We start from the raw sequence: 24678 nt of genomic DNA, 5'->3' as shown, positions 1-24678 counted from the left end.
CCAGTTGGATGTGGGCGCGCACGATCAGGTCGCGGTAGTCGCTCCAGGCGAAGCTGTTGCGTCCCTTCCCCCGGTGCTTGCGGTGCTGGCGTGGCGAAGGAGAACCACCAGCACCATGGCAGCACCCCGTAAATACCCGGACGAGCTTCGCGAGCGCGCGGTCCGCGAGGTCCGCAGCGCCGGCCGCCCGATCGCCCATGTCGCGAAGGAGCAGGCCAGCGCGGCGGCCGACTGCGCCAGAGGCTGGCGCGCTCGGCGTGAGCGCGTACGCGCCGCCGGGTGAGGCTGCGGGTCAGGCAGTGGCGTCGGGTTCGTGGTCCGGAACCTCCATGGCCCAGGTGCCCATGGCCTCCAGGACCTCGCGCCTCGCCGAGAGGGGTGAGCCGGTACTCGACGCGCGGAGGGATCTCCGCGTACGTCGTGCGGGTGACGATGCCGTGGGCCTCGAACTGGCGCAGCCGACTGGTCGTGTGCGGGCTGATGCCGGGCAGGGCGTCACCGTCCCAGCTCAGCGCCGAACTCCACCCGGCATCGTTGACCGCTCGTCGCCGCCCCGACGGCCTAGTGTGGAACACGGAGGCAACAGCATGGGCGCGTCGGAGTATGCCGGGCTGACGGCAGTAGTGACCGGTGGCGCATCAGGTATCGGACTGGCCACGGCGCGGCTGCTCGCCGCCCGCGGGGCCCGTGTTGCCTGCCTCGACCTCAAGCCCGACGACGTGCCCGCACCGCTGGCTGGCATACCGGCCGACGTGGCCGTACGGGCGGCGGTCGAGGAGGCTGCACAGCGGCTCGGCGGCATCGACATCCTGGTCGACAACGCCGGTATCGGCGCCCAGGGCTCCATCGAGGGCAACACCGACGACGAATGGCGCCGGGTCTTCGAGGTCAACGTCTTCGGCATCGTGCGAGTGTCCCGGGCCGCCCTGCCTCATCTGCGCCGCTCCCGGAGCGCGGCGATCGTCAACACCTGCTCCATCGCCGCGACCGCAGGGCTGCCCGACCGGGCCCTGTACTCATCGACGAAGTGCGCGGTCCTCTCCCTCACCCGCGCGACCGCCGCCGACCTCGTGCACTCCGGGATCCGAGTGAACTGGTGTCAACCCCGGCACCGCCGACACGCCGTGGATCGGCCGTCTGCTGGACCGCGCCGCCGACCTCGAGGCCGACGCGCAGCACTGGGCGCCCGCCAGCCGATGGGCCAACTTGTCACCACCGACGTCGTCGTCGGCGCCATCGCGTACCTTGCGAGCCCGTTCTCCGGTTCCACCACAGGTACTGATCTCGCCGTCGATGGCGGCATGCACGGACTACGGATCCGGCCCCGCGCCTGACCTCCCGCACGAAACCGTCCGCAAGGAGAACCAGCCGTGAAGACCCGATGCCTCCGATATCCCGGCCTCGGCGCCGTCACCGCTCTCGCCGTCACCGCGCTCAGCGCCTGCGGCGGCTCCGGTGCCGACTCGGGGGTCGACGCGGACGGCGCCCCGGTGGTGGGCGTCGACTACCCCCGCTCCGACACCGACTTCTGGAACGCGTACATCAAGTACACCCCGCGGTTCGCCAAGGAGCTCGGCCTGGAGCTGAAGACCACCCACTCGCAGAACGACGTCGCCAAACTCGCCGCCAACGCACAGACCTTCATCATCCACGGGGTGAAGGGCGTCGCGATGGCCCCGCAGGACACCGCCGTGATCGCGCCCACCCTCCAGCAGCTGGCCGCGCAGAAGATCCCCGTGGTCACCCTGGATACCCGTCCCGACACCGGCGACCTCTACATGGTGGTGCGCGCCGACAACCGCGCGTACGGAGAGAAAGCCTGCCGGTTCCTCGGCACCAAGCTCGGCGGCGAGGGCAAGGTCGTCATGCTCCAGGGCGATCTTGCCTCGATCAATGGCCGGGACCGCACCGAGGGGTTCAACGAGTGCATGAAGGAGAACTATCCCAAGATCAAGGTCTTCGGGGAGGCGACCAACTGGGACGGGGCGGTCGCGGCGCAGAAGCTGCAGACGGATCTCACCGCCGACCCTGATATCAAGGGCGTCTACATGCAGGCCAGCTTCGCGCTCTCCGGCACCCTGCAGGTGCTCAAGCAGCAGGGTCTGCTGGTCGGCCCGGATGACAAGAAGCATGTGTTCGTGGTCTCCAACGACGGCATCCCCAGGGAGCTCAAGGACATCGCCGAGGGCAAGATCGACGCCACGGTCTCCCAGCCCGCTGACCTCTACGCCAAGTACGCCCTCTACTACCTGAAGGCGGCGATCGAGGGCAAGACGTTCAAGCCCGGCAAGACCGACCACGACAGCACGATCGTCCAAGTCCGAGACGGTGTGCTGGAGGACCAGCTGTCCGCACCGCTGGTGACCGCGGACGGCGGGACCTACGGCGGGGTTCCCAGTCTCAAGAGCGACGACACGTCCCTCTGGGGCAACAACCTCGGCTGACCTCGCACGGCGTGCGCTCGGCGAACGCCTCCTGTAACGCCGCGACCAACTGCTGCCCGCCGTTGTGCCGCGGGTGCCGGTACCCGGCCTGCCAGGCCACGTTGTGCCGGTACGCCGGATCGACCGGCCCCAGCGGCAGGCGCGCCACCGGCACGGCCGCACAGCCCAGGAACCGCTCCACGAGCGCGGGCAGCCGGTCCGTGCGCGCGGCGAGCGCGGTGAGCAGGCTGCCCGGCACCGGATGCCGAACCACGTAGTCGACGAACTCGACGGACGCGGCGTCGGCCCAGTGCACGTCATCCAGCAAGAGGACCCCCTGAGGAGCCTGTGGTCTCCCGCCTCGAGCGGATCCGGCGGAGCGTCCGGTGCCGCTCGACCCCGATGACCGAGCCGAAGCCCCCGGCCCCCCACCGCCGGCGATGTCCTCCACGCCGTCCAGCGCGTCCGAGACCAGCGCCCAGGGCATCGTGCTCTCCCGCTCGTGCGCCCGCCCCGACAGCACCGGCACACCGGCGGGTGCCAAGGCGGGAACGCGGGACAGCAGACGGGACTTGCCGATGCCCGGCTCACCGGTCACCACGACGAACGCGGGCTCACCGGTCGCAAGCAGTTCCTGGATCCGCAGCAGTTCGCGGCTTCGTCCCGGCAGCGTTGCCCCGGCTGTCGGGACGGGTCCTGCACCGGCGTACCGGCGGCCTCCAGGGGTGTCGTCACCGGACGGGAACACAGGGCCGTGCTGCACCGGAAACCTCCTGATGATGGCGGTCACGGCATCCGGGATCACACCCCGCACCACGCCTGCCGGAACGAGGCGGCCGAGGAGGTGCAGCGCCGGGCTACCGGTCGGCGGAAGGACGCGTACGAAGGCGGCCCACCGGCGGCGGATCGGCCCGGCCGCTTACGCCGCGTGGGGATACCGGAAGGTCGGTGTGTCCCACCCCTGGGATGAGGCGCCGTTGTACGACTGCATGGTTTGGGAGTTGTGCTGAGGTCAGCGCACCCCGGCCCGCCTGGTCGGGGCAGCGGCTTCATCACCTCCTCGGCGTGCGCGGCGTGGGTGCCGTCCCGGGACGTGTGAACGCCCCGGCCGGATGGCCGGGGCCTCGTTGGAGATTCTCAGCGTTTGGCGAGGTCGGCGAGCTTGGTGGTCAGGCTGGCGATGGCGTCCTTGATGGCGCCGCTGTTCTTGGCGGCCGCCTCGGTGAGGGCTTTGATGGCGTCTGCGAGTTCGACGTTGCTTTGGGCGAGTGCCAGGTTGGCGGCAGCTTGGGCTTGGGCGATGTCGTCGGGGTGTGTCGGCTTCTTGCGGTCTGCTTGGTCTTGCTTCTTCTTCGCTGTTTCGATCAGGGTTTTCGCGGGTGTCGCCAAGGTCCCCCCCTCGGTTGGCGTGACGTGTCCGGACCAAGTTAAATCGCTGATCGCGCGCGGGGTAGATCGCGTCACGCCATGCGCTCCTGGTGGGTGTGAGCCGCAGCATGCCGGCGTGGTCGTGCAGCGGATGCCGTCCATGTCGAGGCTGACGCGGCCCTCGCGGGTGCGGTGCTGCGGAACAGGGGATGTGGTGATGGCAGTGATGCCACTACATTTGGTGGCATGAGTGCCATCACCTTGCGGATTCCCGACGCCATGGACAAGGCGCTGCGCGACGCCGCAGCCAGTGCCCCCTCGCTGAACGACTACATCGTCAAGGCCCTGCGCCGTCAGATGACGATCGACGCCGCTCGTCAGCTCGCTCCGATTGAGCCCCTCGACCTCGGCGGCGAGGGCGACGCCCTGTGATGATCCGGAAGGGCGACGTTTGGGACGTCGACACCGGCAAGGGCAACCGCACGGTGCTCGTCGTCAGCCTCGACGGACTCGCCGACGCGTACGGTGCCGTGGTCGCTCTGGTGCTGCACGCCCCGGCTGTGCACCCTGACACGGCGATGAGTGTGCGCCTGACCGTCCCGGTCGACGCCTCGGTCGTCGCCGTCAACCTCCTCCAGCTCTCCGCGTCCCGCTTCGAGACCGCCACCCTGCTCGGCAACATCGGGCCTGAGCAGCAGACGCTCGTCGACAACGCACTCCGCGCGGTCCTCGACCTGTAACCCGAGCCCGCCCGGGGGCAGTTATGCATCCCGCGACCGAGCTGGCCTTCGGTCAGTCAGAAGCCGCGCGGTGTCCCGTGCCGTGCCACGGTGGCCGCCACGATCAGATCGATCGGGTACGGGCCGACCGCGAAGACCGGACGCTGTGGCTCGTCCTCGCCGTCCCAGCGGAAGCCGATCCGAAGCATTCGGCCAGGGCCACGTTCGGCTGGTGCTGCCGGACGTTCGGATGCTGAAGCGCCCTTTGCCCTGGGTGTATCCGTCGAAGTGCTCGACGACGTCCTGGGCATCCTTACCGCCGGGGACCGCGGTGGCGCCGAAGTTCGCGTAGGCCTGCGCGATCTGGTCGTCCGCCTACGCCGCGGGAAGTCCCAGTGCGCGGTCCCGTGCTTCTCCCTCTACGAGCACGACCCGACGGCCGTGAGATCTCCCTCTGGGAGGTCGAGCACCGCGCTGCTGCGCACGGTTCGCCCCGCCGGCGACGTCGAGGAGGTCCGCAAGCACCTTTCCCGCGACCTGGCATGAGACCTCACACCCCAGGCACCAACTAGGTACCATCGGTGTATGCCATCACTGAATGTGTCCTTCACCGATGAGGAGCTCGAGGGCGTGCGCGCGGCCGCCGCGGCCGAGGGCAAGAGCCTCAAGCAGTACCTGCACGACCTTGGAGTCCGCGAGATGCAGCGCCGACAGTTCGTTGCCGGCGCTTCCGTATGGGCTGACCGGCTGCGGGGTGAGTTCGACGACGCGTTCCCCGACGAGGTACCGCCCTCCGAGCGCAACGGGGCCGCGGCTGCCTGATGCACCTCTCCATCGACGTCTCCTGGTTGCTCGACGTCCAGGAGGCAGCTCTTGCCGACGAGGACATGTCGGTCTCGGACTACTCCGCGCTTGTGGCGGCCGTCGCCCGCCACAAGACCAAGCTCCCGACACTCGCCGCGGCCGACCCCGATGCCGCCTGGCGCGCGGCCGCGCTCATGCACACCATCGTGCGCCTGGAACCGCTCCCGCACCGTAATAGCTTGTATGCGGCGTTCGTCGCCGCCCAGTACATGGACCAGTCCGGCGAGGGCATCGACCCGCCCTACGGCGCCCTGTCCGACCTCGTACGCAAAATCCGCGACACTCGCCTCGGCGTGCCTGCGGTCGCCGACCAGCTGCGCGCCTGGAAGGTCTGAACCCGGCGGCCGACGGCGCGCTCGCGGTGCTCGTGCGGGCGGCGGGTGAGTGCGCTGAGCCTCTCGACTGGCAGCACTCAGCGACACGCTGACGCTCCACCACGCCGGTCCGCAGGCATGTTACTTCGCGCCCTGGCGACCCGACCCGCGCCCGTACGACGGCCTGCTGCAGGGCACGTACTCCCACCTCGCGCTGGCGGAGTTCTTCCAGCGCACCGCGCTCGGCACCACCCACCCGGCCTGGGCGGCCGCGACCGCCCGGGGCGGGCTGAACGGCGGCGGCCAACGGCGCGCTACCCCGGTGCAGATCCGCTGTTGCGGTCAAGGCTTTCGACGACGTGCTGTGGAAAGGTGCGTCTTGAGAGGACGCCCCCGGCCGGAGCCGCGGGGGTATCTCTGCGCCGCGTGGGACTGGCCGCCCGGACAGCGGGCCCGACTCGGCCCGGGGGCCGGCATTTTCACGATGGGTCGAGATTCTTGACTCCGCGGTCGAGGGGCCGGATCGCGTGTGGTGGGGGTTGGACGCCGTCGGGCGGCGCTGCGGGGGTCGTGCTTCTGCACGGTGGTGAGCGCGGCGGTGAAGGCATTTGTGTCTTGCTCCGGGTGGCTGCCCTGCAGTTGGCTGCGGGTGGTGAGGCCAGCCGCCTGGCTGCTGGCGGCGGCCCGGGCGCCGGATCATGCCCTGACCAGCGTGGACAAACCTGCAAAGCGAGTTACGTGGGTTCGATTCCCGCCACGGCCTCCATCTCTTCCCTTTGCCCCCAATCTCTCCTTTCCCTCTCCTCACACAGCGGCACAACCCTCGACACCTTCCAGGTGTCCAGGACATGACCGGATGGCAAACCTCCGGTCGCCGTGCTTCCTGTTTCGACGAGGAGACCCATCCGTGCGCCAGCGCATCCGCCCCTCGCACCTCCGCATGTCGGCGGCCTTCGTGGCCGCTGCCGCGATCGTTGGGGCCGTTCCCGCGGTCGCCGCCTCCTCGGCGTATGCCGAGGAGGGCGAGCCCTCCCTGGTGATCTCGAGTCTGCCGAGTGCGTCTCCCAAGCCCGGCGAGGTGTACGACGAGTCCGTCGTCATCACCAACAAGGGCACCGCGGCCGCGGACGGCGTCACCTTCCGGATCCGGCTGACCCGAGGGCTCGACTTCCCCGAGGCAGTGCAGGGCTGCACCTACTCGACCATCGAGGACCAGGTCAGGCAGGCTCTGTGCGAGCTCGACACCGTCATCGAGCCCGGCGCCTCCGTCGAAACGCCCGTGCGGTTCAAGGCACTGCCCAACGCGCTGATGGAGGCCGTCCAGTACGGCACCTCGGCCACCGGTGAGGCTCCGGGCGAGGGGTTCAGCGACAGTCACCGACGGCTGACCCTGACCGCCGACAGCTCGGCCGACCTCGTCGCCGTCGGTGACGACACCGAAGCCCTCGCGGGCGACGGGCAGTCCGTCACGGTGAAGCTCCGCAACGACGGCCCCGGCTGGATCCAGAACCAGGAGAGCGACGACCAGACGGCGCTCATGGTGCAGATACCGAAGGACACGGTCGCCGCCGAAGTCCCCGAAGAGTGCGCGCCGTTCGGGATCGACGGCCCGTCCGGGCCCGGGGGGACGCCGGGCAAGTCCACGTATGTCTGCTGGCCCGCCGACCACACCATCGACGTCGGCGAGTCCCTCTCCTTCACCTTCATGCTGGACATCGAGGACGACGCACAGACCACCACCGGCGAGGTGAAGGCGACCTCCGTCTACGACATCCACCCGGCCTTCGACAAGAACCCCGCCAACGACAAGGCCCAGATCCGCATCGCCATCCCCACCGACAACGAGCCCGGACCCGCCACCTCCGGCGGCGCCTCCTCCGGCGGCGGCTCCACCACGGGCGGCGACGGCAACGCCCCCGAAGGCCAGTCCACCGGCGGCTCCGGCAGCACGGGCAGCACCGGCTCCACGTCGCCCGGCACCTCGACGGGTGGCTCCCCCACCGGTTCCGTCGACGGCAACCTGGCGAGCACCGGCTCCGACGGCACCCCGCTCATCGCCGGCGCCGCGGCCGCCACGGCCGCCCTCGGCGGTGGCCTGGTCCTGGCCGTACGCCGCCGTCGCGCGAGTGCCAAGTCCTCCTGAGGACTCCCTGTCCCTGAGGCCGGCAGCCAGAGGTGCCCGGCCGGTCCGGTCTCGAACGAGGGCCTGTTGCGCGGGCTGTGGTCTGTTCGTCGAGTATTCCGGTGAGGTCTGCCCGGTTCGTCTGTCCTTCCTTCTCCTTGGCGCCGGGGTGTCGCTCAGTGGTTGTGGTGGGGTGTGTGGCGGGTCCAGAGGGTGAGGTCGCTGCTGGTGGCGATGGCGAGGGTGTGGCCGGTGGGTGAGAATCCGGCGGTGCGCAGTTGTGTGTACTGCGAGTTGAAGATGTGCCACCACGTGTCTCCCGCCGGGCCTTTGTGGGCGCCGCCGTCGGTGGAGAGGATGACGCGGTCGTGGGGCCATTGGGGGCTGACGACGTCCAGGGTCCAGCCGTCCGGGGTGGTGCTGTGGAGGCCGCCGCCGAAGAGGCCGGCGATGCGGACCTGGGTGCCTTCGATGGGCCCGAGGCCGGGGCAGGTGAGGTCTGGGTGGGCGTCGGGGGTGCTGGTGGCGGGGTCGGGATCTCGATTGCGGGCGATCTTCTCGCCGGTGACTGCGTCGAAGAGCCCGTGGCCGTCATGGGACACGACCATGGCGAGGTCATGTCCGCTGTCGGGGTGGACGGCGAAGCCGATGCCGAGCAGGCCGCCGATGGGAGTGGTGCTGTCGAGCACCGGCTGCCACGGCTTTGGGGCCGGCATGAGGGGGGCGGCGAGGTAGCGCTCGCGCAGCTTCTGCTGGTACTCCGTGATCAACTCGGCTCCTCGGTGCGATTCCGCGTCGAGGGTCTCTCGCGCAGCGGCCCGGGCGCGAGCGTCGGCGCCGACCCGGCCCCGCGAAGCCCGCTGCCGGTCAGAACCGTTGCTCTGGCCGCGCTCGCCTGCCTGGCACACGGATGGCCGCTGGGCATTCGGTCCGCCTATCTGCCCGATTCACTGTTGCGCACCCCGCAGCACTGACCGGCCCGCCGGTTGCTGTGTGTGCGGGTACCGGTCTGCGCAGCCCGTTCTCCGTACGTCTCCGGTTCATCAAGCCGCCCTCCCTGCATGGTGTTCCGCCGCGATGGCGGCCCTCGCGAGCAGAACCTAACGCTCGGCGCTCACACCCACGGGCGGTAGGCCGGTCGCCTACACCACTTGGTGGGACACACCGGCGCCTGCCGCGAGGGGCGCGGACGGCCCCGTGGTGGCCCCCCGGCGGCCGGGAGGAAAAAGCCCCTCCCGCGTTGCCGGGTGACGGCGGCCTGACGGCCGCCGTACCGTCCCGTGCGACGGAGGTCTCAGCTGTCAGCTGAGTGGCGGTGGGTGCGTTGTGTGCTGGCGAGGGTCGCGCCGCATGCCATGGATGTGACGGCGAGGACGACGAGTTGCCAGGCTTGTGTTGGGTCGCTGATTCGACCGGTGGCGAGCATGCCGCCGAGGGTGAAGGCGTAGGTGAAGCAGGCGCCGGTCGAGAGGGTCGGTTTGCCGGGCCATCGGAAGGACACGATCCTGCTCTCGGTGTCGCCGGTGTCGCCGGTGGTGCTGGGCGTGTGGGTGGCTGGGGTGGGATCCTGGTCGGGCATCGGGAGCTCTCCTGGTAGGGCGGACTTCCTGGTGGGCCTGCCGCTCCCCGTGCGGCCTAGGAACCGGGGGAGCGGCAGGTCGTTCATGGCGGAGTGCGGGTGAGGAGGTGCTCGGCGGGCGGCCGTCGCACGCTGGGGAGCGTTGGTGTGGCACCACTGCGGGCCCCCGTGGCGCGCCGCGGCGTTGGGCATCAGCGGGTCACCTCGGGCGGTCGAGTCGCTGGATGAGCAGGTCCGCGAGACGGTCGCGGCCGGGCGGGGCGGCCGCGTTGGTGAGGTAGGTGGCGTTCAACAGCTGGTCGGCGACGCGTTCGAGCTCGGGGATGGCGAACTCGCCCTCCTCCAGCACGTTGAGCAGGTCGTTGGGCAGGTCGATGTGGCTCTTGTCCAGTTCGTCGATGAGCAGCACGCGCGGGGTGTTGGAGGGCAGCAGCGCGGTGCTGAGGCGCCGAGGCGGATGTAGCTGCCGATGCCCTCGACGGAGCCGGGGGCCCCGGGAGTGGCCCGGTCGGTGCCCTGGGCCGCGATCTGCACATCCTGAAGGCGGGCGATCGCGTCGTAGTGGTACAGCCCGTCCTGCAGCGTGGACCGGCTGACGATCGGCCAGCGCAGCACGTTGCTCAGGCCCAGTTCGCACGCTACGGAATGCGCGAGTGTGCTCTTGCCCGCGCCCGGGCTTGCCGGTGACCGGTAGCCAGAAGCGCAGGCCGAGGGCGGTGTTGACGATGTCCAGCTCCTCGGCGCCGGGCTGGTGCAGCTCGACCATGTGCTGGTGCGTCTCCAGCTGCTGGGCGGATGGGCGGTGCGCCGGCGGCATCTGCGCTGGGGGTGTGGTCCGCGTTGGTCCTGGGATTCTTTTCCGGCGCATCGGGCTCCTTGTTGCTCGGGCGGCTGCGGCAGGTGAGCTGGCTGGCCTCCGACCGTAGAGCGTCGGGCGGTGGGCGGATAAGGGGATAGGTGGCAAGCGGGCCGCTAGCTGACGGTGTCTCCAGCAGTTCGTCAGCCCCGGTCGGCGGGCGGTGGGATCGTCGTAGAGCAGGGCGATGCCCTTGGGCCAGTAGGTCTCGGGGGCGCTCCGGACGGTTTCCGCTTCTGCCCCGAGTCGCCAGTCGACGTCGGGCAGTTCGTTTGGTCTGTCGGCCGCTTCATGGTCCGGTGCAGGCCGCGGTGGAAGTCGGCGCAGATCTCGTCGGGTCCGGCCGGCTCGCGGCGCCGTATCCGGCGGACACGACCGTGGGACAGGCAGGACGTCGCCGGACCGGCAGAGTTGCGGCATGGAGGGCTCACAGGGCTCAGGGGTGGCCGGGGTGGTCGCGTGCACGGCGCAGTGAGTACGGCGGTCAGCTTGCTCGCCCCTTGCCGCCGGTTGTGCAGGAGGCCGAGGCCCTCCGGCCAGGCGTGTGGGGCGAGCGGCGGTCGGGTGGTGCGTCTGCTGCGGGGAAGGGCGATGCCGTGTAGTTGCCACACATGTGTTTCAGGTCAGTACCCAGTTGGGGGCGACGAAGGAGCCGCTCCCAGGGGCGGAATGACGTCGCTCTACTCCGCGGCGGCCCCATCCATGGCGTACTCGCGCAGCGCGCCGGGTCGCAGATGTGCATCGGGGCTGGCTGGGTGTCCCTGCACTTCTTCTCTACGAGCAGGGGCGACGCAGTGGCTTCCCTGCGCAGTGCCGCTCTGTCAGGTGCCCGGCGAGGGGCTGCTGCATGCTCCTTGATCGTGTTCCGGAGTGCGCCGTGGCCCAACCATCGAGGAGCTGGAGAACCGGTGCGGCGAGGAGGAGGTCACCGTCGAGTGGCTTCGCCTGTCTGCTGGGGTTCGTCGATCTGAACCCGGAGTTTGAGATCGCGGTGACTGGCGACCGGGCTGGCGCTCCTGATGAGGCGATCCGCCTCCTGGAGGAGCGCTTCCAGGGCCTGTACGCCACAGTCCGCCGGCGCCGTCCACTCGCGGCTTGGCAAGTTGGAGCAGGAGGGGCTGGTCACGCACTCTGCCGACGGCGGCCGCAAGGTGGTCTCGATCACCGATACGGGGCGCGCCGAACTCGCCTCCTGTGACGACGAGAACGCTGACCTGGAGCTGGAGGTCAGCGAGTTCGTACGCGGCGGCGCCGGTGGTCGCCGAGGCGACAGCGTGTTGCTCTGCTCGGGACCAGCTCGGTTTGACTCTCCGAGTATGCGATACATCGCGTCTCTGAAGAGACGCGATATGTTGCGTGCCTGTGCGTGTACTTCACCGACCGAGGTGTGGATGCAGGTCGGCCCGGCGCACGGGAATCGCAGGACTTTTAAACCGTGGCCGGTGCCCAACGTGATCACGGTCGTCGACACGGCCCAGGCGGCCACTGCGCACCCTGATTCGTACCCTTCGTAAGGGCGCCTGACAGTGGCCCGAAGACGGCCCGTCGGTCCTGTCTGCCCGGTACGCCCAGGACACGGCCGCTGCTGCTCGCACGGGGAAGGGGGTTTCACACTCCGCAGGTGCACGCGGTGCGTGGCCTACTCTTACGGCTCCTGCGGCCAGGGAGGGCCGCTGTTCATGGGGGATGCGCTGTGCGCGCTTGTGTTCGCCGTGCCGTTGTGCCGGCTGTGGTCCTGTCCGCTCTCGCGGTGGGGTGTTCGGGAGAGAGTCCCTCGGATGAGGGGGCTGCGAAGCCGTCGGTGTCTGCGCAGGCGGTTGTGGAGCCTGTCTCGGAGCCGTCGGAGGAGCCGTCCTCGCCGGCGCTTGCCCCGTTGCTGATGGTCGGAACGGTCGGCCCGTTTACGGCCGTGGACAGGTCTGACGAGTCGGTGTCGACGAAGATGCGCGTCAGGGTGCAGTCGGCCAAGTATCTGTCGGCCGCGGAGCTCGGCCCAGCGCACGAGTCGAAGCGCGGGCAGTACGTCGTCCTCACACTCACGATCAAGAACGTCGGGAACGAGACCGGGCGTTTCAGCCCGTACGGCGCGATGAGGTGCCAGGACGGGGCCGGCGAGCGGGACTGCACGACGCGGGAGTCCGTCGACGGAGGGGACATCGACACGCAGTACGCGCCGGGCCAGTCCGTGACGGGCAGTGTCGTCCTCGACGTCGTCCGCAGGGGCGGGACGGTGACCTACTTCGACGCCCCGGGGAGACCGTCGTTCACCGTGCTGCTGCCGAGCTAGGGGAGGTGGGGCGGGAGCGCGGGCAGCGGGCGAGGGGATCGGGGCGTCACTCTGCTCTCGCGCGCGCGACGGCGGGCCGCGCGCGGCCCCGGGCAGACGATGCTGCCGGCCAGTGGAGCCAGAGCGCGCAGCGGGTCCGCACCGACCGCGTTCGGCACGGACCCGCCCGGACCTTACCCGCGCCTTCAGGCCACCGCCCAGCTCAGCCGATGGTCCACCGCTGAGTGCGCGCATTGCGGTCACACACCGTCGTCCGGTAGAGGCCGCCAGCGGTCTGGTAGAGGCAGAGGCGGGTCGCCGTGTTCCGGAGCATGACTGCACTTCCGGCCGCGGGTTGGATGACCTGCCACAGCTGGTTGTTCCCACCGTTGCACCCGTTGGCGTAGACGTCCCCGGCCGAGTTGCTGTCGAGGCAGTGGCCCCATGTGTAGTTCTGGAGTGTCGAGGACGTGTTGGTGGTGCCGGTCCACCGCCAGTACAGATCCGAATAGCCGATGCCGCAGTCCTGGGACCACAAGTTGTAATAGGAGTTCTCCTCGATGCACTCCTTGTACTCGTAGTTCGCGAACCGGTCGAGGCTGGTCGCTGCGGTCTCAGCGGCGGTGGCCGTCCCCGGCATTGCCAGGGTCAGCGGCATGGCGAGCACCACTGCCGATCCGATGACCGACACGGCGCGCCTGATTCTTCTCCCGAATGCGGGCATGATCGATTCCTCTCAATCGTCGCTTGGCTCCCCTGAGTTGGCACCGGCACATGGTCGCAGGAGATCGCTGTGATCAGGACTGTGAGTGGGTGGGGTGGTGTCGGCGGGTTGGGTGTCAGCGCCGGTGGGCGTGGATGTGGGCTGGTGGGCTGGTCATTGTTAGTGGATCTTGGCTGTCACGGGGTGACCAACTGGCTGTCGTGATCTGCGCGTTCGGCTAGCACATGCCCTGTCTGGCTGTCATGGGGTTGCCCGTTCCTGTGCTCGTGGCCCGGGCGGTAGGTGTGGGCTTGGGGTATGGCCCTTCAGCTGTCGACCTCACGATCTGCTTCTTTGCATGAGTCGGTGCCGCCGGATAGGGCTGCCGATCCGCGTGTTTCTCCATCGCGGGATCGGGCGCTGGCCCGGCAGGTGGTCGTGCGTCGTCTCCTTGCGTTGGATGAGGCAGGCAGCTTGGAGACGGTGCATGTGCGCATTGGGGCCGAGGCTGCGGGTGTGTCGGTGCGGACGGTGTGGCGGTGGCTGGCTGTGGCCAGGACATCGGGCCGTATGGAGCCTGCTTCGCGGCGCCCTTCCTTCGCGTTCACTGATGAGTTGTGGGCGCAGCTGTCGAGTCTGGGTGGGAACGTGGCTGCGCTGTACCGGTGGATGTGTGACCAGCCCGATGCGGTGGGCGTGGGGGAGGGCCTGTCGGGGCTGCCGTCGTTGGCGACGCTGTACCGCGCGGTGCACGAGGAGCAGGGCTCGGGCCGTGTTCTGGAGGTCTCCCGGCCCGCCTATGCCCGCCAGGACCCGGATCGTTACGACCGCGCGTTGGCCGAGCTCGCTCTGCCGGGCACCGTCGACGAGACGGGTCTGGCCGTTCAGGCGTCTGCGGCTGGCCAGTTGGGCGGCGGCGGATGGTGAAGGCGCTGTGCTCCCAGGGCCGGTACCGGGCGTGGGTGGGGTGCGGTTGTACGTGCCGGGTGCGTGTGTGGTGTCGACCCGACAGCTGGGCCAGGTGACCGAGGCGCTTGCACAGACGGTCGCAGCGCGGGGCGTGTTGTGTCTCTACGGAGATCCGGGCCAGGGCAAGACGGTCGCGCTTCACCAAGCTCTGAGCCTGCTGCCTCGCCGTCTTCCTGTCCGGTGCGCTCAGGTGGCGGTCAAACCGGGGTTGCCGCAGCTGCGCGCGGCGCTGCTGACAGCGTTTGGCTTGCCTGCCCCGTCGCTGTCGAACCGGGCGGATGCGGCCGATTGCGCGTTGATCGATGCCCTGACGTCGCCGGGTGTGCTGGTGATCGATGATGTGCAGCGGATCGCTGCCCCGGAGCTGGATTACCTGCGGCTGCTTGTTGACGCGCCGAGTACCCAAGCCGCGTTGGTGCTGTGCGGGGCCGGGGCGGAGCGCAGCCTCAAGCGGGCTCCCGCTCTGGCCTCGAGGGTGCTGACCTGGCAGCACACCCCGCGCCTGGAGCCATCCCAGGTGCCGGGCGTGCTGCGTCTGTTTCACGGCCTGTGGGACACCGCCCTCGACGAGGACCTTCTGCACGCAGACGCCACGTGTGCGCGGGGGAACTTCCGAGCCTGGGCGAAGGTCACCTCTCACGTGTACGCGGCTCTTGACCGCCGCCCCGGCACCAGCGTGGATCACAAGCTGCTGGCCTTCGCGAGCACCCGCCTGGGCCCCACCCCCTGACCCGCACCTCCGCCTGGACCGCTGTGCCAGGGCGGACGGCCCCACTCAAGGGAACATCGATGGACGCGAACGGCCTGACTTCCAGCACCACACAGCACCCCACGCCCATTCCTGCTGCCCTGGATGCGGTGTCGCTGACTGCTCTGCGCGCTCCCGCCGTGCGGCATCTGCTGGCGTTGCAGGCCGAGGGCAGGCTCACCCGCGGCCACGTGCACACGGTCGCCCAGTGTTTGGCGGTGTCGGACCGTACGGTGTGGCGGTGGCTGGCCAAGGCCACCGCGTCTCCCGACGCCGCCGCGTGTCCCGGGGCCCGCAGCAGCGCCCGGTTTGAGATCACTGCGCAGATCCGGGTGCTGCTGGCCTACTGGCGCGGCAACGCTTCCGCCGTTCACCGCGAGCTCGTCGCCCGGGCCCGGGCCGTCCCCCTGGCAGAAGCAGAATCCGGCACCCCCGAACCGGCCTGGGTCCTGCCTACCGCCACGACGGCGATCCCGGGCGGCGGCCCCGCCACCGGCTGTGCCGGTGCTGGATCCGGTGCCGTCGCTGTCGACGTTCTTGCGCGCTGTCCGCCGGGATCTCACAGCGGGGGAGCGGGCCGGGTTCCGTAAAGGTCCTGAAGCTGCCCGCGCGCTGGACGTGTTCGGCAAGCGCCCACGAGCGTGGCGCAACCATGTGTGGGAAGCCGACCACGTCCAGGCCCCGCTGCGGGTGGAGGCTGATGGTGAGCTGGTGCGCCCGTACATCACATGGTTCGTCGACTGCGCGACCAAGGCCATCACCGGCCTCGCCGTAACCCCGGGCTATCCGTCACGCGCTTCGATCCTGGCCGCACTGCGCTGCGCAGTCCTGCGCAGCGAGCCGTACGGTCCCTTCGGCGGCCGGCCCGAGAGGGTGCGGATCGACCGGGGCAAGGACTTCCTCTCCCGCACGGTCACCACGGCCTTGGGCGCCCTGGGGACGACCGTCGATGACTTGCCGCCCTACAGCCCCCACTTGAAGGGCACGGTGGAAAACCTCAACCGCTGCGCGGCGCGCATGCTGTTCGCCACGCTGCCCGGCTACACCCCCAAACAGCCCCAGCGCCGCCCCGACCGTCACCCCACAGCACCCGTGCTGTCCTTCCGTGACTTCACCGCCGAGATGCTGGCCTGGGCGGCCTGGTGGAACACCGAACATCATCCGGCCGCCCTGGACGGACGCACCCCGCTTGAGGCCTGGCAGGCCGATCCGACTCCGCTCACCGACATCCCGTCGGCAGATCTGTGGTCCTTCACGCTCGATGACGACGGCCGCCCCCGCACCATCACCACCCACGGCGTGCGGTTCAAAAACCGCGACTACATCGCGGACTGGATGACCGGCCAGGCCGGCCGCGAGGTCACGGTGCGCTTCATGCCCCACCACACCCACGAGATCGAAGTCTGCGACCCACACGGACATCACCTGGGCACCGCGTATCTGGCCGACCAGGCCACGCCCGAACAACTCGACGCTCTGCGCCGCGCCCGCGCTCAGCGCGCCCGCCGCCTGCGCGCCGAGGCCAAAGCCGCCGAGCAACTGCGCCGCACACGCTTCGCTCCCGCCACGTCGCCCACCACACCCCGCCGTCTGGACGCCATCACCGCTGCCGAGGCCGACCAATTCCTCGCCCACCACCAGGCCGATCCGGCCAACCTGGCCCTGCCTGACCTCATCCCGCCCGCACCACCGCCGAGCCACTGGCGTACCCCGGCGGCCTTGTGCGCCCCGCATGGCCCCGACCCGGCGCCCCTTCCTTCTGGCACACCGGCTGCCGCTACAGACGACGATCAACCAGCCGAGGAGGAGCGATGACCGGCACTTTGCCACCCGCAGCCGGTGATCAGTATGTGCCGTTGCCGGGCGCGCACATCGTCACCACCCGTGCGCTGCTGGCCGCCCGGGAGAACCTCACCGACGCCATCGACGCCCGCGCCATGATGTGCGTCTATGGCGATGCCGGCTTCGGCAAGACCTTGGCGGTCAACACCTGCCTGCGTGAGCTGGAACCTGGCGAGGAGGTTCGGCGGATCGCGTTTCGCTCTCGCCCCACCGCTCGTGCGGTGCGCCACGCGATCTTCACCGCACTCGGCCTGGCCGGCGGCCCTCCGGCACATCCCTCGGAGTTCGACCGCCTGCTCATCGACGCCTTGTCCGCCCGTCCGCGGACTCTGATCGTGGACGAGGCCCAGTGGCTCAACTCCGATGCCTTCGAGTACTTCCGCTTCCTGTGGGACGACTACGGCACCCAGTTGGCGATCGTCTTTGTCGGTGGCCAGGGCTGCCGCACCGTGCTGCGCAAGGAGCCGATGCTCGCTTCCCGCATCTTCATCTGGCAGAAGTTCTCCCGTCTCACCCCCGCGGAGGTGCTGCAGGTCATCCCGCTGTTCCACCCGGTGTGGGAGACCGCGACGCCGGAGGACATCACGTTCGCCGACACCCACGCCGCGCACGGCAACTTCCGGAGCTGGGCCTGGCTGACCGCGCAGGTTCTCACGGGCCTCAAACGCCTGCGCAGACAGCACGTCGAGACCGATGTACTCCGCTGGGCCTTCCACCGCCTGGGAGAAGCCTGATGCCCCCGCCCGCCGCTGTCCCGCACACGAACTCGGTCCGGCCACACCATGCCGCGGCCACATCCCGGACCCGCCCCGGCCCGCAGCATTACCTCTCTCTCCCGCACGCCACGACCATCCCCACGCCCACCCTCGATGCCGTCGCCCACGCCCTGGAACAGACCCTGGCCGAGCAGGCCGTCATGTGCCTGTACGGCGACGCCGGCTGCGGCAAGACCTACGCCCTCGCAACCACGCTCGCCTGCCGCCCCTTTCACGGTCCGCGCATCTGCAGCCTCAGCCCGCACCCCGCCCCCACCCCGACCGCCCTGCGGGCCGAACTGCTGTCCGCCCTGGACATCAGCCACGCCGCTGGCTCAGACCCGGGAATCCAGGACGCGCTCCTGCGGGCCCGGCTCGCCGCCTGCGAGCACGTCCTGGTGGTGGACGAGGCTCATCGGCTGACGACTGGTTGCATCGAGTACCTCTGCTACCTCCTCGACGACCCCGACACCCAGATGGCCATCGTGCTCATCGTCGGCACGGGCGGCATCCGCCTGCTGCGCCGTCAGCAGCTTCTGGCCTCCCGCAGCGCCGTATGGCTCCAGGCCGTTTCGCTCACCCCCGACCAGGTCTGCAGGGCCATCCCCCGCTTCCATCCCCTGTGGTGCGACAGCCGCCCCGCTGTCCTCGAGCGTCTGGACGCCCGTTTCTGCCACGGCAACCTCCGCCGCTGGGCGCAGGCCACCCACCACGCCCTGCGCCTACGGCGCCGCATCCCAGCACCGGAGACGACCGTGGAAGATCTCGTCGCCGCCCACCTCGCTCATGACGATCACGAATGAAGACCACGGGCACGCGCCCGGCCCGCCGCCCGTCACCCTGATCACCGTGGACGACGACGCCACCATCTTCCGTGCGGCCCAGGCCCGTTCCGACCCGCTGGCCGGCCACGTCACCGTCGGCATCACCCCGCACACCCCCCGAACTACCGCCCACCTGGCCAGGGACATCCTGCGCGCGCTGGGACGCACCGACTACCAGCCCACCGCCTCCGCGGCCATCACCGCTGCGTCCGCCTGGCGGGCCGCCGCCTGCTGGATCACTGTCATGGACATCCACCAGATCGTCGTTCTGCGCGCCCACCTGCTCACCGAGGCCCGCACCCGCCGCCTTGCCGAACTCCGCGCCCGCACCGGCATCCACCTGGTCCTGATCACCCCGACCGGCACACCTGCCACTAGCGCACGACTGCACACCCTGCTCGGCCGCCACCGCCTCGACCACAGACTGCAACAGATCACACGCACCCACACAGCCCTGGACTTCCTCGGCCCACCTGCCCCACACCGGCCCACCCCCACCGAGGATGTCCCCACGCCCCTGCCGCACGTCCCGCTCACCCGCCTCCGCGCCGAACAGCGCCACCGCCGACCCCGGAAGGACTCCGCCTGCGCCGATGCGCAGTACCGCGCAGGCGTGTACGCGGCCACCACCTGGCTGCGCCGCAACCCCGGCCCACCGCCGCAGCAGGACCTGGAGTTCTTCCTCTCCCGACTGACCACAACCAGCCCGAGCCTCAGGCACACCCTGGCCCGGCTGCGTGGCGCCCAGACCGCCCTCCTGTACCACGGCCTCCTGCTCGACCTGCCCAGTGATCTCGAAGCCACGACGGGACCGGGCATCACCACTTGCCCCTTCACCCATACGTGGCTCACCGCATCAGCCGGGGCGTGGCCCACCCCGTGCGCCTCGCCGCGCTGACCGCCTTGCTGGTCACCGGCACCGACCCCGAGGCCCTGCGCACCACCACGGTCATGGCGGTCGACGAGCGCTGCACCCGCCTGACCGTCCCCGACGTCTGGCACCCCGCCTACGGCACGCCCACACCGCCGCCCGGCGTCGGCTACGCCATCCCTCCACGCGCACGCCCGATCCTGCGCACCGCCCTTGCCTTCCGCCGCCTGGAACAAGCCCAGGACCATTTCCTCCTGTTCACCGCGTCGTTCGGCCACCAGCTACCCGACCTGGTCCGCGACGGGGCGATGCACATCCCGGCACTCCACCATCAGCACGCCGGCCCCGATTGGCACCACCAAGCCCGTTACCGGCGGCTGGCCGTCACCACCCTTCCAATCCTGTGACCTGGGGAAACGGTGCGACGACCGTGAGAGCAGGGGCAGTTGGGAAAAAATCTTGCTGCTCGGCATCCGGATCCGGCCCCCTGCGGCGTGTAAGGGGATGAAGGCCCTTGGGTCCTCATCAACGAGTTCGTCACTACTGGAAGGCCTGGTCGATGACTTGGTCGAACTGGGTGGGAGCGGGCGGAGCGTCACTTCCCGTGCTGTTCCTGCTGTACTACGCGATGCGCCGCGCCCGGGGCATCGTGGAGATGCTCCTCACGGCGCATCTTGCGGCCCGCGCGGAGCGCGAGCACCGCGCCACCATGGTCGCGATGGCGCAGTCCCTGCCCGACGGCGGGGCCGCCGCCCGCTTCGAGGAGGGGCAGCCGGCCTGGCTGTTCCGCAAGGACGCAGCCGATCCGGCGACCCACCGGGCCATCGCCACGCGGGAGGCTGCGTGAGCGAGGCCGCACCGGGAGTGGACTTCGAGTCCTTCGTCCTCGAGACCATCGAGGCATTCTCCCGACTGGCCCAGGCCCAGGCAGGCGACTTGCACAGCGCCCAGGACGCTGTGCAGGACGTCTACCTGAAGATGTACCGGCGGTGGGAAAAACTCTCGGACGAGCAGGGTTCTCTCACCGCCTACGGCCGCACGGCAGTGAAGAGGGCGGTCATTGACCAGTTTCGCAAGAACAAGCGGATGGTCACGGTACCGGTTCAGGAACTGCCCGAGGCTGAATCAGGCATCGGCATCCCCGACGCCGCATACGAGATGATTAAAGAGGGCATCGATGAACTGATAGCAAAACTTCCCGAACGGCAGCGCGAGGTCATCACCCTGTGCGTTCTGCAAGACCTCAGCCCTGCAGTGGTTGCACAGCGCCTCCGCATTAAGGAGGAGTCGGTGAAGCGCTACATCAAAGTCGCCGTCAACAACCTGAAGAGTTCCATCAACGAGTCGAACGAGGAGGTAACCGCATGATGTACCTGTCTACTTGGCCCCTGCAGCCCGAGGAGCGTGGCACCATCCGGCTCCTCGTCCTGCGGCTGCTGCTCGAAGGCTGTGAGCAGGCAGTATCCGAGGATCCTCGGATCGGCGAGGACTCTGACCAGGCGGAGGGGGGCCAGCCCACGGGCTGGCCCCCGGCCTCCGCCCCCTGCCCGGAATACGTCATAGACGGAAACTCCCGATCCGAAGCATTGCGGGAACTTCATACCCTCCTAAAGAGGGAAATCGACGATTCCGCAACGCCGCAAGAAACACGTCGTGTAGCAGAAATCCTAGAGTTCCTGGACAGAGATGCTGAGGCACGACAGTGGTGGGAAAAAGCAGCATCCAAGGGCGACGAGGACGCACAAGGCTACCTTGAAATCCTCGATGCTGAACGAGAAGAGGAACTATCGGCATGCCGGAAAAAGCAAGAACGGGTAGCGCATAGTGTCGAGGCATTCACGTCATTCGGGAGCAGCTTCGCATGCCGATCCAACGATACTCGCGTAGCCGCAAACAGAGTTGACTCCTCTTCGGGGCAAGCCAGATCCGAGCTGGCTGAAGGAACACAAACCCTGGTGCGCGAGATCGAAGACTTCCTGACCCACCTAGACCACACGACCGACGGACCACGATGCTGACGCGACACCCCGCTTCGCGCCCACAGACGGGAGAGTCTCTATAGACCGCCCTCCGTAAGGCCTTCATGCTGGAAGGCCAGACGACTCGTTGAAGTGGCGGGGGGCCCCCCGGGGGGGGGGGGGCCCCCTCTTATTTTTTCCTAAATGGGGCGAAAGGGCCACCGGGGGGTGACACGCCCCCAAAAAAACAACACCCCCCCCCACCCCCCCCCCACTCGTTTTGTTAGATATCCACCCCGTCTCCTTTCTTCTATTGTTGGTTCTTCCCCACTCTCTGTTGTGGGGGGGCCCCCCCCCCCGGGGGGCCCCCCCCGCCACTGCTATTAGCTCCGTAAGTCGCCTTACGGACCACGTTGGGATCCACAGGCCACATCAAGAGCACGACAGCGACCACCCTCGGCAAAGCCGTGACCACCGCCCGCAGTGTGATGAGCTACCACCTCATCCCCAACTGGTTGAGTTCGTAGCGCCGTTGGGGAGGGAGTTTGGTGGCGCGGCGGCGTGTGTTGTCGAGCCAGGTCCCCAACTTCACCTCTGTTCCGTCGTCGAGGCGTTCGACGTGCTTGCGCGGCACGCGCAGGTGGCCTTCGCGTGCGTGGTACTGGCGGGCTGCAGTGAGGTTGGCCGCCCATTTGTCGTCTTGGGTGCGCCTGGCGGCCTGTCCCTCGATACCAGCGGGTGTGAGTTCGAGGGTGTTGTCGAGGAGCCATTGCTGGGCGGGTAGCAGTTTGTCCCAGCTCAGGCGCTGGGCGCTTGTCCATACTCCGAGGTCTTCGCCTTGGACGATGAGTTCGCCCGCTTCGGCAGGAAGTTTGCCGCCGGCTTCGAGGTGGTTGCGTGCGAGGCGGAAGCAGCGTTGCCAGGCGATGTCCCATCCGAGCGGGCACCAGCCTGGATCGATCTCCTCCAGGGCTTCCAGGCGGCTCTGAGGCAGCGCTCCAGCGCTGGAGGGCACTACCTGTCCGGCTGCCCGCAGTTCCTCGTTGTGCAGGGCGCGTCGGGCGGCTGCGCGCTGGTTCTTTGCCCATACTCCGATGGGGAAGTCTTCCCAGACCGCGGTGGCTGGTGGGAGGAAGTGTCCGTGTGCGGCCGCCCACGCCCGCGCCACGGCGAGGCCTTCGTCGAAGGCGACGTCATGGTGTGACCACACCATGCCCAAAGCGTCCAGCTGCGCCGCACGCCCGGCTTCGAGCTGCCCGGCGTTGTAGTAGCGGCGCTGGTCGGCCAGCCACACCCCGAGCGGGAACCCGCCCACGCCGGGCCAGTCGTCCGGCGCTTTGTAGCCGTAGAGCACCCGCAGCCCCGTGCCGCCGGTCTCCTTCAGGTAGCGGGTGGCGGCTTCGATGCCGCGCCGCCAGTAGGTGTTCTCCGGGTCGATCACCCGCAGTTTCACGAACTGCGCGAGGAGCGCGGGGTCGCGCTCCTCGCTGAACCGCAGCAGCCCCGCGGCTGTCGCGCTCACCGCACCGGCCGCCGTACCACCCTCGCCCTCACGGACGCCCTCGAACTCTCCTTCTCCGTCGCCCAGCTCGTCCTCGGCGCGCCCGGGGCGGCTGCTGCGGATACGGGGGTCGGCGAGTGCCTCGATCGTGTCGGTGTCGTGTGCCCGCAGCGCCCCGAGGATCTTCGCGAGGGTCCCGTAGGCGTCCGAGGTCAGCATTTCGCCCGTATCTTCATCCGGGCCGAGAAATACGGGAACAACAAGTGACGCAATTTTCCCTTCGCCGGGCTGCATTCGCAGGGCGCGTCCGACCATTTGCACGATGTCGATCATGGAGCCGCGCGCGTCGCAGAAAGCGACCGCGTCGCAGTGCGGGGTATCGACGCCTTCTCCGAGGACTTTCACGGAACTCAAGACCCGTATTGCAGCAGGGACATCCCGGCCCTCCCCGCCTCCGACGCGAATGACGTCGGAGGCGAACTCGTCCAGCACGTACCGCCGGTGGGCGGGCGGGTGCTCGCCGTACAGCCACTGCCCCCACACCCGCTCCACAGGCGGGAACCCGCGCGGGTCCTCCTCCCGCAGTTGCGCCGCCACGCCCGGAATGCCCGCGGCCATGGCTTCGGCCTCACGGACGTGACTGTGGAACGTCAGGACGCGCCGCAGCTTCTCCTGCGCGGCCGCCGTCAAAAGCCCCGTCTGCAACGCCGCAAGCCGCGCCCCGCGCACCGCATCCGAGGCAGCCGACTCCACGGCGAGAGCCGCGTACAGGCCAGGGTCGCGGATGTCGAGACACACCACCTGGTACGGGGCGACCAGACCCCGGCGGATGGCCTCGGACAGCCTCAACTTGTACGCCACCGGACCGAACACCGCACTGCCCCCATCCATGCTCGCCACCAGCCGCGGCACCGCACCCTCGGCCTCCCAGACACGGGCCGTGGCAGTCATGTACAACCTGCGCACCGCCGGCATCCGCGCCTGGTCGTGCACGGCCGCCCACGGCTTGCCCGCATCCCCGCTGGTGCGGTGCGCCTCGTCCACGACCATCAGATCCCACACCGCAAGACCAGCCGCATGCGCCCGCTGCAGAATGCCGAGCCCAACTGCGGCGTAAGTGGCAAAGACCGTCACCACGTCCAAGTCCTGCGTCCAGGCGAGGAGTTCGTCTGGGTCGGTGGTGCAGGGGATCCCGTCGCTGTCTTCAGCCCGCAGCGAGCACACGCCGACCATCGCGCCCCGCCGGCCGCCCAGGCGCCAGGCACTGGCCATCTGGGTGAGCAGATCCAGAGTCGGCACCAGGACCAGCACCCGCCGTGCAGAGAGCCGGCGGGCCGCTTCCACCGCGATGCGGGTCTTGCCCGAGCCAGTGGCGGCGATGACCTGCGCCCGCAGTCCCTCGTACGGCATCCGTCCACCATCAGGCACTTGAAGCGCCCTCATAACCCCGTCGACTGCTTCCACTTGATGTGGCCACAATGGCGCGCCCGGCATATGCAACCCCTATTTCTCATAGCTATTTGAGGGACCGTCAAAGACGATTCATAAGCTGTATTTGGCTCTGATGGGCGAAATTCTTGGGCACCCACCGTGCCGCACCAGCGCGTCAGGTGACCTCCGACGAGTCGGAGCGGTACCCCTCCATTATCCCAGAATCTATCCGGCGTCGTAAGATGACGCACAAGGATTATGAGGGATGGGGGGCAACCGTTTGACGGATGCGCACCCGGGCGGATCGTGCCTGAAAGCCCATCAGAACGAAGGGGGCCAGCCCCACCTTTCCAGCCAGCCGATTGACGCGCGCGGAGCGTGCGTCAACTTCCTTTGTGTGCCTACGGAGTAGGCACACAAAGGAAGAGGATCCAGCTCTGCTGGATCCGCCGGACCGCGGAGCGGTCCGGTAGGCGGTGACGGAGTCCCCGCCGCATTCCGCGCGGAGCGCGGAATCAACCGCCGCGTAGCGGCGGCGCGTCGTGTCTGCGGAGCAGACCGCGCG

The 24678-nt window shown here is 69.0% G+C and carries 29 protein-coding genes and 4 pseudogenes; 24 read left to right on the top strand and 9 right to left on the bottom strand.

The window, feature by feature from the left end; genetic code table 11:
* The first annotated feature begins 115 nt into the window (after nucleotides 1-115).
* Complete coding sequence (locus tag ACFY0T_RS49270; protein ID WP_388885532.1) at nucleotides 116-283, top strand: transposase; 168 nt, start codon at nucleotides 116-118, stop codon at nucleotides 281-283.
* A 9-nt stretch (nucleotides 284-292) separates the two neighbouring features.
* Here ACFY0T_RS49270 and ACFY0T_RS49265 read toward each other — a convergent pair.
* A pseudogene (locus tag ACFY0T_RS49265) lies at nucleotides 293-497 on the bottom strand (winged helix-turn-helix transcriptional regulator); the annotation flags it as partial.
* 90 nt (nucleotides 498-587) lie between these two features.
* Between ACFY0T_RS49265 and ACFY0T_RS49260 the strand changes: the two are divergent.
* Nucleotides 588-1334 (top strand): SDR family NAD(P)-dependent oxidoreductase, encoded by a 747-nt coding sequence (locus tag ACFY0T_RS49260; RefSeq protein WP_388885528.1) that lies wholly within the window; start codon nucleotides 588-590, stop codon nucleotides 1332-1334.
* Nucleotides 1335-1370: 36 nt separating this feature from the next.
* Nucleotides 1371-2444, top strand: a complete 1074-nt coding sequence (locus tag ACFY0T_RS49255) for a sugar ABC transporter substrate-binding protein (RefSeq protein WP_388885525.1) — start codon at nucleotides 1371-1373, stop codon at nucleotides 2442-2444.
* Here the strand turns inward: ACFY0T_RS49255 and ACFY0T_RS49250 are convergent.
* Complete coding sequence (locus ACFY0T_RS49250) at nucleotides 2401-3186, bottom strand: AAA family ATPase (RefSeq protein WP_388885522.1); 786 nt, start codon at nucleotides 3184-3186, stop codon at nucleotides 2401-2403. The genes ACFY0T_RS49255 and ACFY0T_RS49250 overlap by 44 nt on opposite strands.
* Nucleotides 3187-3560: 374 nt before the next feature.
* Entirely contained in the window at nucleotides 3561-3812 is a 252-nt protein-coding gene (locus tag ACFY0T_RS49245) for a hypothetical protein (protein WP_388885519.1), read from the bottom strand.
* 225 nt (nucleotides 3813-4037) lie between these two features.
* Here ACFY0T_RS49245 and ACFY0T_RS49240 point away from each other — a divergent pair, with 225 nt between their 5' ends.
* Together ACFY0T_RS49240 and ACFY0T_RS49235 are read left to right on the top strand one after the other, a co-directional pair.
* Nucleotides 4038-4223, top strand: coding sequence for a hypothetical protein (locus tag ACFY0T_RS49240; protein ID WP_388885516.1), 186 nt, complete (start codon nucleotides 4038-4040; stop codon nucleotides 4221-4223).
* Entirely contained in the window at nucleotides 4223-4531 is a 309-nt protein-coding gene (locus tag ACFY0T_RS49235; protein WP_388885513.1) for a hypothetical protein, read from the top strand. The genes ACFY0T_RS49240 and ACFY0T_RS49235 overlap by 1 nt, the downstream gene beginning before the upstream one ends.
* A 56-nt stretch (nucleotides 4532-4587) precedes the next feature.
* Here the strand turns inward: ACFY0T_RS49235 and ACFY0T_RS49230 are convergent, their stop codons facing one another.
* Entirely contained in the window at nucleotides 4588-4719 is a 132-nt protein-coding gene (locus ACFY0T_RS49230) for a hypothetical protein (RefSeq protein WP_388885510.1), read from the bottom strand.
* 79 nt (nucleotides 4720-4798) lie between these two features.
* Here ACFY0T_RS49230 and ACFY0T_RS49225 point away from each other — a divergent pair, with 79 nt between their 5' ends.
* The 5 genes and pseudogenes from ACFY0T_RS49225 (at nucleotide 4799) to ACFY0T_RS49205 (ending at nucleotide 7831) form a co-directional block, all read left to right on the top strand.
* On the top strand, nucleotides 4799-5056 hold the full coding sequence (locus ACFY0T_RS49225) for a hypothetical protein (RefSeq protein ID WP_388885507.1): 258 nt from the start codon (nucleotides 4799-4801) through the stop codon (nucleotides 5054-5056).
* Nucleotides 5057-5095: 39 nt separating this feature from the next.
* On the top strand, nucleotides 5096-5332 hold the full coding sequence (locus ACFY0T_RS49220) for a hypothetical protein (RefSeq protein ID WP_388885505.1): 237 nt from the start codon (nucleotides 5096-5098) through the stop codon (nucleotides 5330-5332).
* Nucleotides 5332-5709, top strand: a complete 378-nt coding sequence (locus ACFY0T_RS49215) for a toxin Doc (RefSeq protein WP_388885502.1) — start codon at nucleotides 5332-5334, stop codon at nucleotides 5707-5709. Before ACFY0T_RS49220 ends, ACFY0T_RS49215 begins: the two co-directional genes overlap by 1 nt.
* Before the next feature lie 61 nt (nucleotides 5710-5770).
* Nucleotides 5771-5956 (top strand): annotated as a pseudogene (locus ACFY0T_RS49210) (aKG-HExxH-type peptide beta-hydroxylase); the annotation flags it as partial.
* 639 nt (nucleotides 5957-6595) lie between these two features.
* Nucleotides 6596-7831, top strand: a complete 1236-nt coding sequence (locus ACFY0T_RS49205; protein ID WP_388885499.1) for an LPXTG cell wall anchor domain-containing protein — start codon at nucleotides 6596-6598, stop codon at nucleotides 7829-7831.
* Between the two features lie 155 nt (nucleotides 7832-7986).
* Here ACFY0T_RS49205 and ACFY0T_RS49200 read toward each other — a convergent pair whose 3' ends face one another.
* The 3 genes and pseudogenes from ACFY0T_RS49200 to ACFY0T_RS49190 all read right to left on the bottom strand — a co-directional run bounded on the left by ACFY0T_RS49200 (nucleotide 7987) and on the right by ACFY0T_RS49190 (nucleotide 10257).
* A complete protein-coding gene (locus tag ACFY0T_RS49200; RefSeq protein ID WP_388885496.1) occupies nucleotides 7987-8580 on the bottom strand; it encodes a hypothetical protein in 594 nt (197 codons plus the stop codon).
* Nucleotides 8581-9104: 524 nt separating this feature from the next.
* A complete protein-coding gene (locus ACFY0T_RS49195; protein ID WP_388885493.1) occupies nucleotides 9105-9389 on the bottom strand; it encodes a hypothetical protein in 285 nt (94 codons plus the stop codon).
* 199 nt (nucleotides 9390-9588) lie between these two features.
* Nucleotides 9589-10257 (bottom strand): annotated as a pseudogene (locus tag ACFY0T_RS49190) (AAA family ATPase).
* Nucleotides 10258-11266: 1009 nt separating this feature from the next.
* Here ACFY0T_RS49190 and ACFY0T_RS49185 point away from each other — a divergent pair.
* Nucleotides 11267-11516 (top strand): annotated as a pseudogene (locus tag ACFY0T_RS49185) (PadR family transcriptional regulator); the annotation flags it as partial.
* A 638-nt stretch (nucleotides 11517-12154) separates the two neighbouring features.
* Nucleotides 12155-12532: a DUF4352 domain-containing protein gene (locus tag ACFY0T_RS49180; RefSeq protein WP_388885490.1), complete on the top strand. Its 378-nt coding sequence runs from the start codon at nucleotides 12155-12157 to the stop codon at nucleotides 12530-12532.
* A gap of 202 nt (nucleotides 12533-12734) precedes the next feature.
* Here the strand turns inward: ACFY0T_RS49180 and ACFY0T_RS49175 are convergent, their stop codons facing one another.
* A complete protein-coding gene (locus ACFY0T_RS49175; protein ID WP_388885487.1) occupies nucleotides 12735-13235 on the bottom strand; it encodes a hypothetical protein in 501 nt (166 codons plus the stop codon).
* A 627-nt stretch (nucleotides 13236-13862) separates the two neighbouring features.
* Between ACFY0T_RS49175 and ACFY0T_RS49170 the strand changes: the two genes are divergently transcribed.
* The 12 genes from ACFY0T_RS49170 to ACFY0T_RS49115 all read left to right on the top strand — a co-directional run bounded on the left by ACFY0T_RS49170 (nucleotide 13863) and on the right by ACFY0T_RS49115 (nucleotide 21241).
* A complete protein-coding gene (locus ACFY0T_RS49170) occupies nucleotides 13863-14141 on the top strand; it encodes a hypothetical protein (protein WP_388885485.1) in 279 nt (92 codons plus the stop codon).
* A gap of 7 nt (nucleotides 14142-14148) precedes the next feature.
* Entirely contained in the window at nucleotides 14149-14913 is a 765-nt protein-coding gene (locus ACFY0T_RS49165) for an AAA family ATPase (protein WP_388885482.1), read from the top strand.
* A 59-nt stretch (nucleotides 14914-14972) separates the two neighbouring features.
* Nucleotides 14973-15521, top strand: a complete 549-nt coding sequence (locus tag ACFY0T_RS49160) for a hypothetical protein (RefSeq protein WP_388885479.1) — start codon at nucleotides 14973-14975, stop codon at nucleotides 15519-15521.
* Nucleotides 15522-15935: 414 nt separating this feature from the next.
* Nucleotides 15936-16040 (top strand): hypothetical protein, encoded by a 105-nt coding sequence (locus ACFY0T_RS49155; RefSeq protein WP_388885537.1) that lies wholly within the window; start codon nucleotides 15936-15938, stop codon nucleotides 16038-16040.
* A 13-nt stretch (nucleotides 16041-16053) separates the two neighbouring features.
* Nucleotides 16054-16746, top strand: a complete 693-nt coding sequence (locus tag ACFY0T_RS49150) for a Mu transposase C-terminal domain-containing protein (RefSeq protein ID WP_388885535.1) — start codon at nucleotides 16054-16056, stop codon at nucleotides 16744-16746.
* Nucleotides 16743-17507, top strand: coding sequence for an AAA family ATPase (locus ACFY0T_RS49145; RefSeq protein ID WP_388885476.1), 765 nt, complete (start codon nucleotides 16743-16745; stop codon nucleotides 17505-17507). The genes ACFY0T_RS49150 and ACFY0T_RS49145 overlap by 4 nt, the downstream gene beginning before the upstream one ends.
* The gene (locus tag ACFY0T_RS49140) at nucleotides 17507-18331 is read left to right on the top strand and encodes an AAA family ATPase (RefSeq protein WP_388885473.1); all 825 of its coding nucleotides are present in this window, start codon (nucleotides 17507-17509) and stop codon (nucleotides 18329-18331) included. Before ACFY0T_RS49145 ends, ACFY0T_RS49140 begins: the two co-directional genes overlap by 1 nt.
* The gene (locus ACFY0T_RS49135) at nucleotides 18315-19250 is read left to right on the top strand and encodes a hypothetical protein (protein ID WP_388885470.1); all 936 of its coding nucleotides are present in this window, start codon (nucleotides 18315-18317) and stop codon (nucleotides 19248-19250) included. The genes ACFY0T_RS49140 and ACFY0T_RS49135 overlap by 17 nt, the downstream gene beginning before the upstream one ends.
* On the top strand, nucleotides 19220-19630 hold the full coding sequence (locus ACFY0T_RS49130; RefSeq protein WP_388885467.1) for a hypothetical protein: 411 nt from the start codon (nucleotides 19220-19222) through the stop codon (nucleotides 19628-19630). Before ACFY0T_RS49135 ends, ACFY0T_RS49130 begins: the two co-directional genes overlap by 31 nt.
* Before the next feature lie 152 nt (nucleotides 19631-19782).
* Nucleotides 19783-20070, top strand: a complete 288-nt coding sequence (locus ACFY0T_RS49125; RefSeq protein WP_388885464.1) for a hypothetical protein — start codon at nucleotides 19783-19785, stop codon at nucleotides 20068-20070.
* The gene (locus tag ACFY0T_RS49120) at nucleotides 20067-20591 is read left to right on the top strand and encodes an RNA polymerase sigma factor (protein ID WP_388885461.1); all 525 of its coding nucleotides are present in this window, start codon (nucleotides 20067-20069) and stop codon (nucleotides 20589-20591) included. The genes ACFY0T_RS49125 and ACFY0T_RS49120 overlap by 4 nt, the downstream gene beginning before the upstream one ends.
* On the top strand, nucleotides 20588-21241 hold the full coding sequence (locus ACFY0T_RS49115) for a hypothetical protein (protein WP_388885458.1): 654 nt from the start codon (nucleotides 20588-20590) through the stop codon (nucleotides 21239-21241). The genes ACFY0T_RS49120 and ACFY0T_RS49115 overlap by 4 nt, the downstream gene beginning before the upstream one ends.
* A gap of 433 nt (nucleotides 21242-21674) precedes the next feature.
* Here the strand turns inward: ACFY0T_RS49115 and ACFY0T_RS49110 are convergent, their stop codons facing one another.
* Complete coding sequence (locus tag ACFY0T_RS49110) at nucleotides 21675-24176, bottom strand: Helicase associated domain protein (protein ID WP_388885455.1); 2502 nt, start codon at nucleotides 24174-24176, stop codon at nucleotides 21675-21677.
* Nucleotides 24177-24678 lie beyond the last annotated feature (502 nt).

This window comes from Streptomyces sp. NPDC001530, assembly GCF_042894545.1.
Classification (GTDB): domain Bacteria; phylum Actinomycetota; class Actinomycetes; order Streptomycetales; family Streptomycetaceae; genus Streptomyces.
The sequence above is the reverse complement of the archived record's forward strand: the minus strand, read 5'-3'. Positions and strand labels throughout refer to the sequence as shown.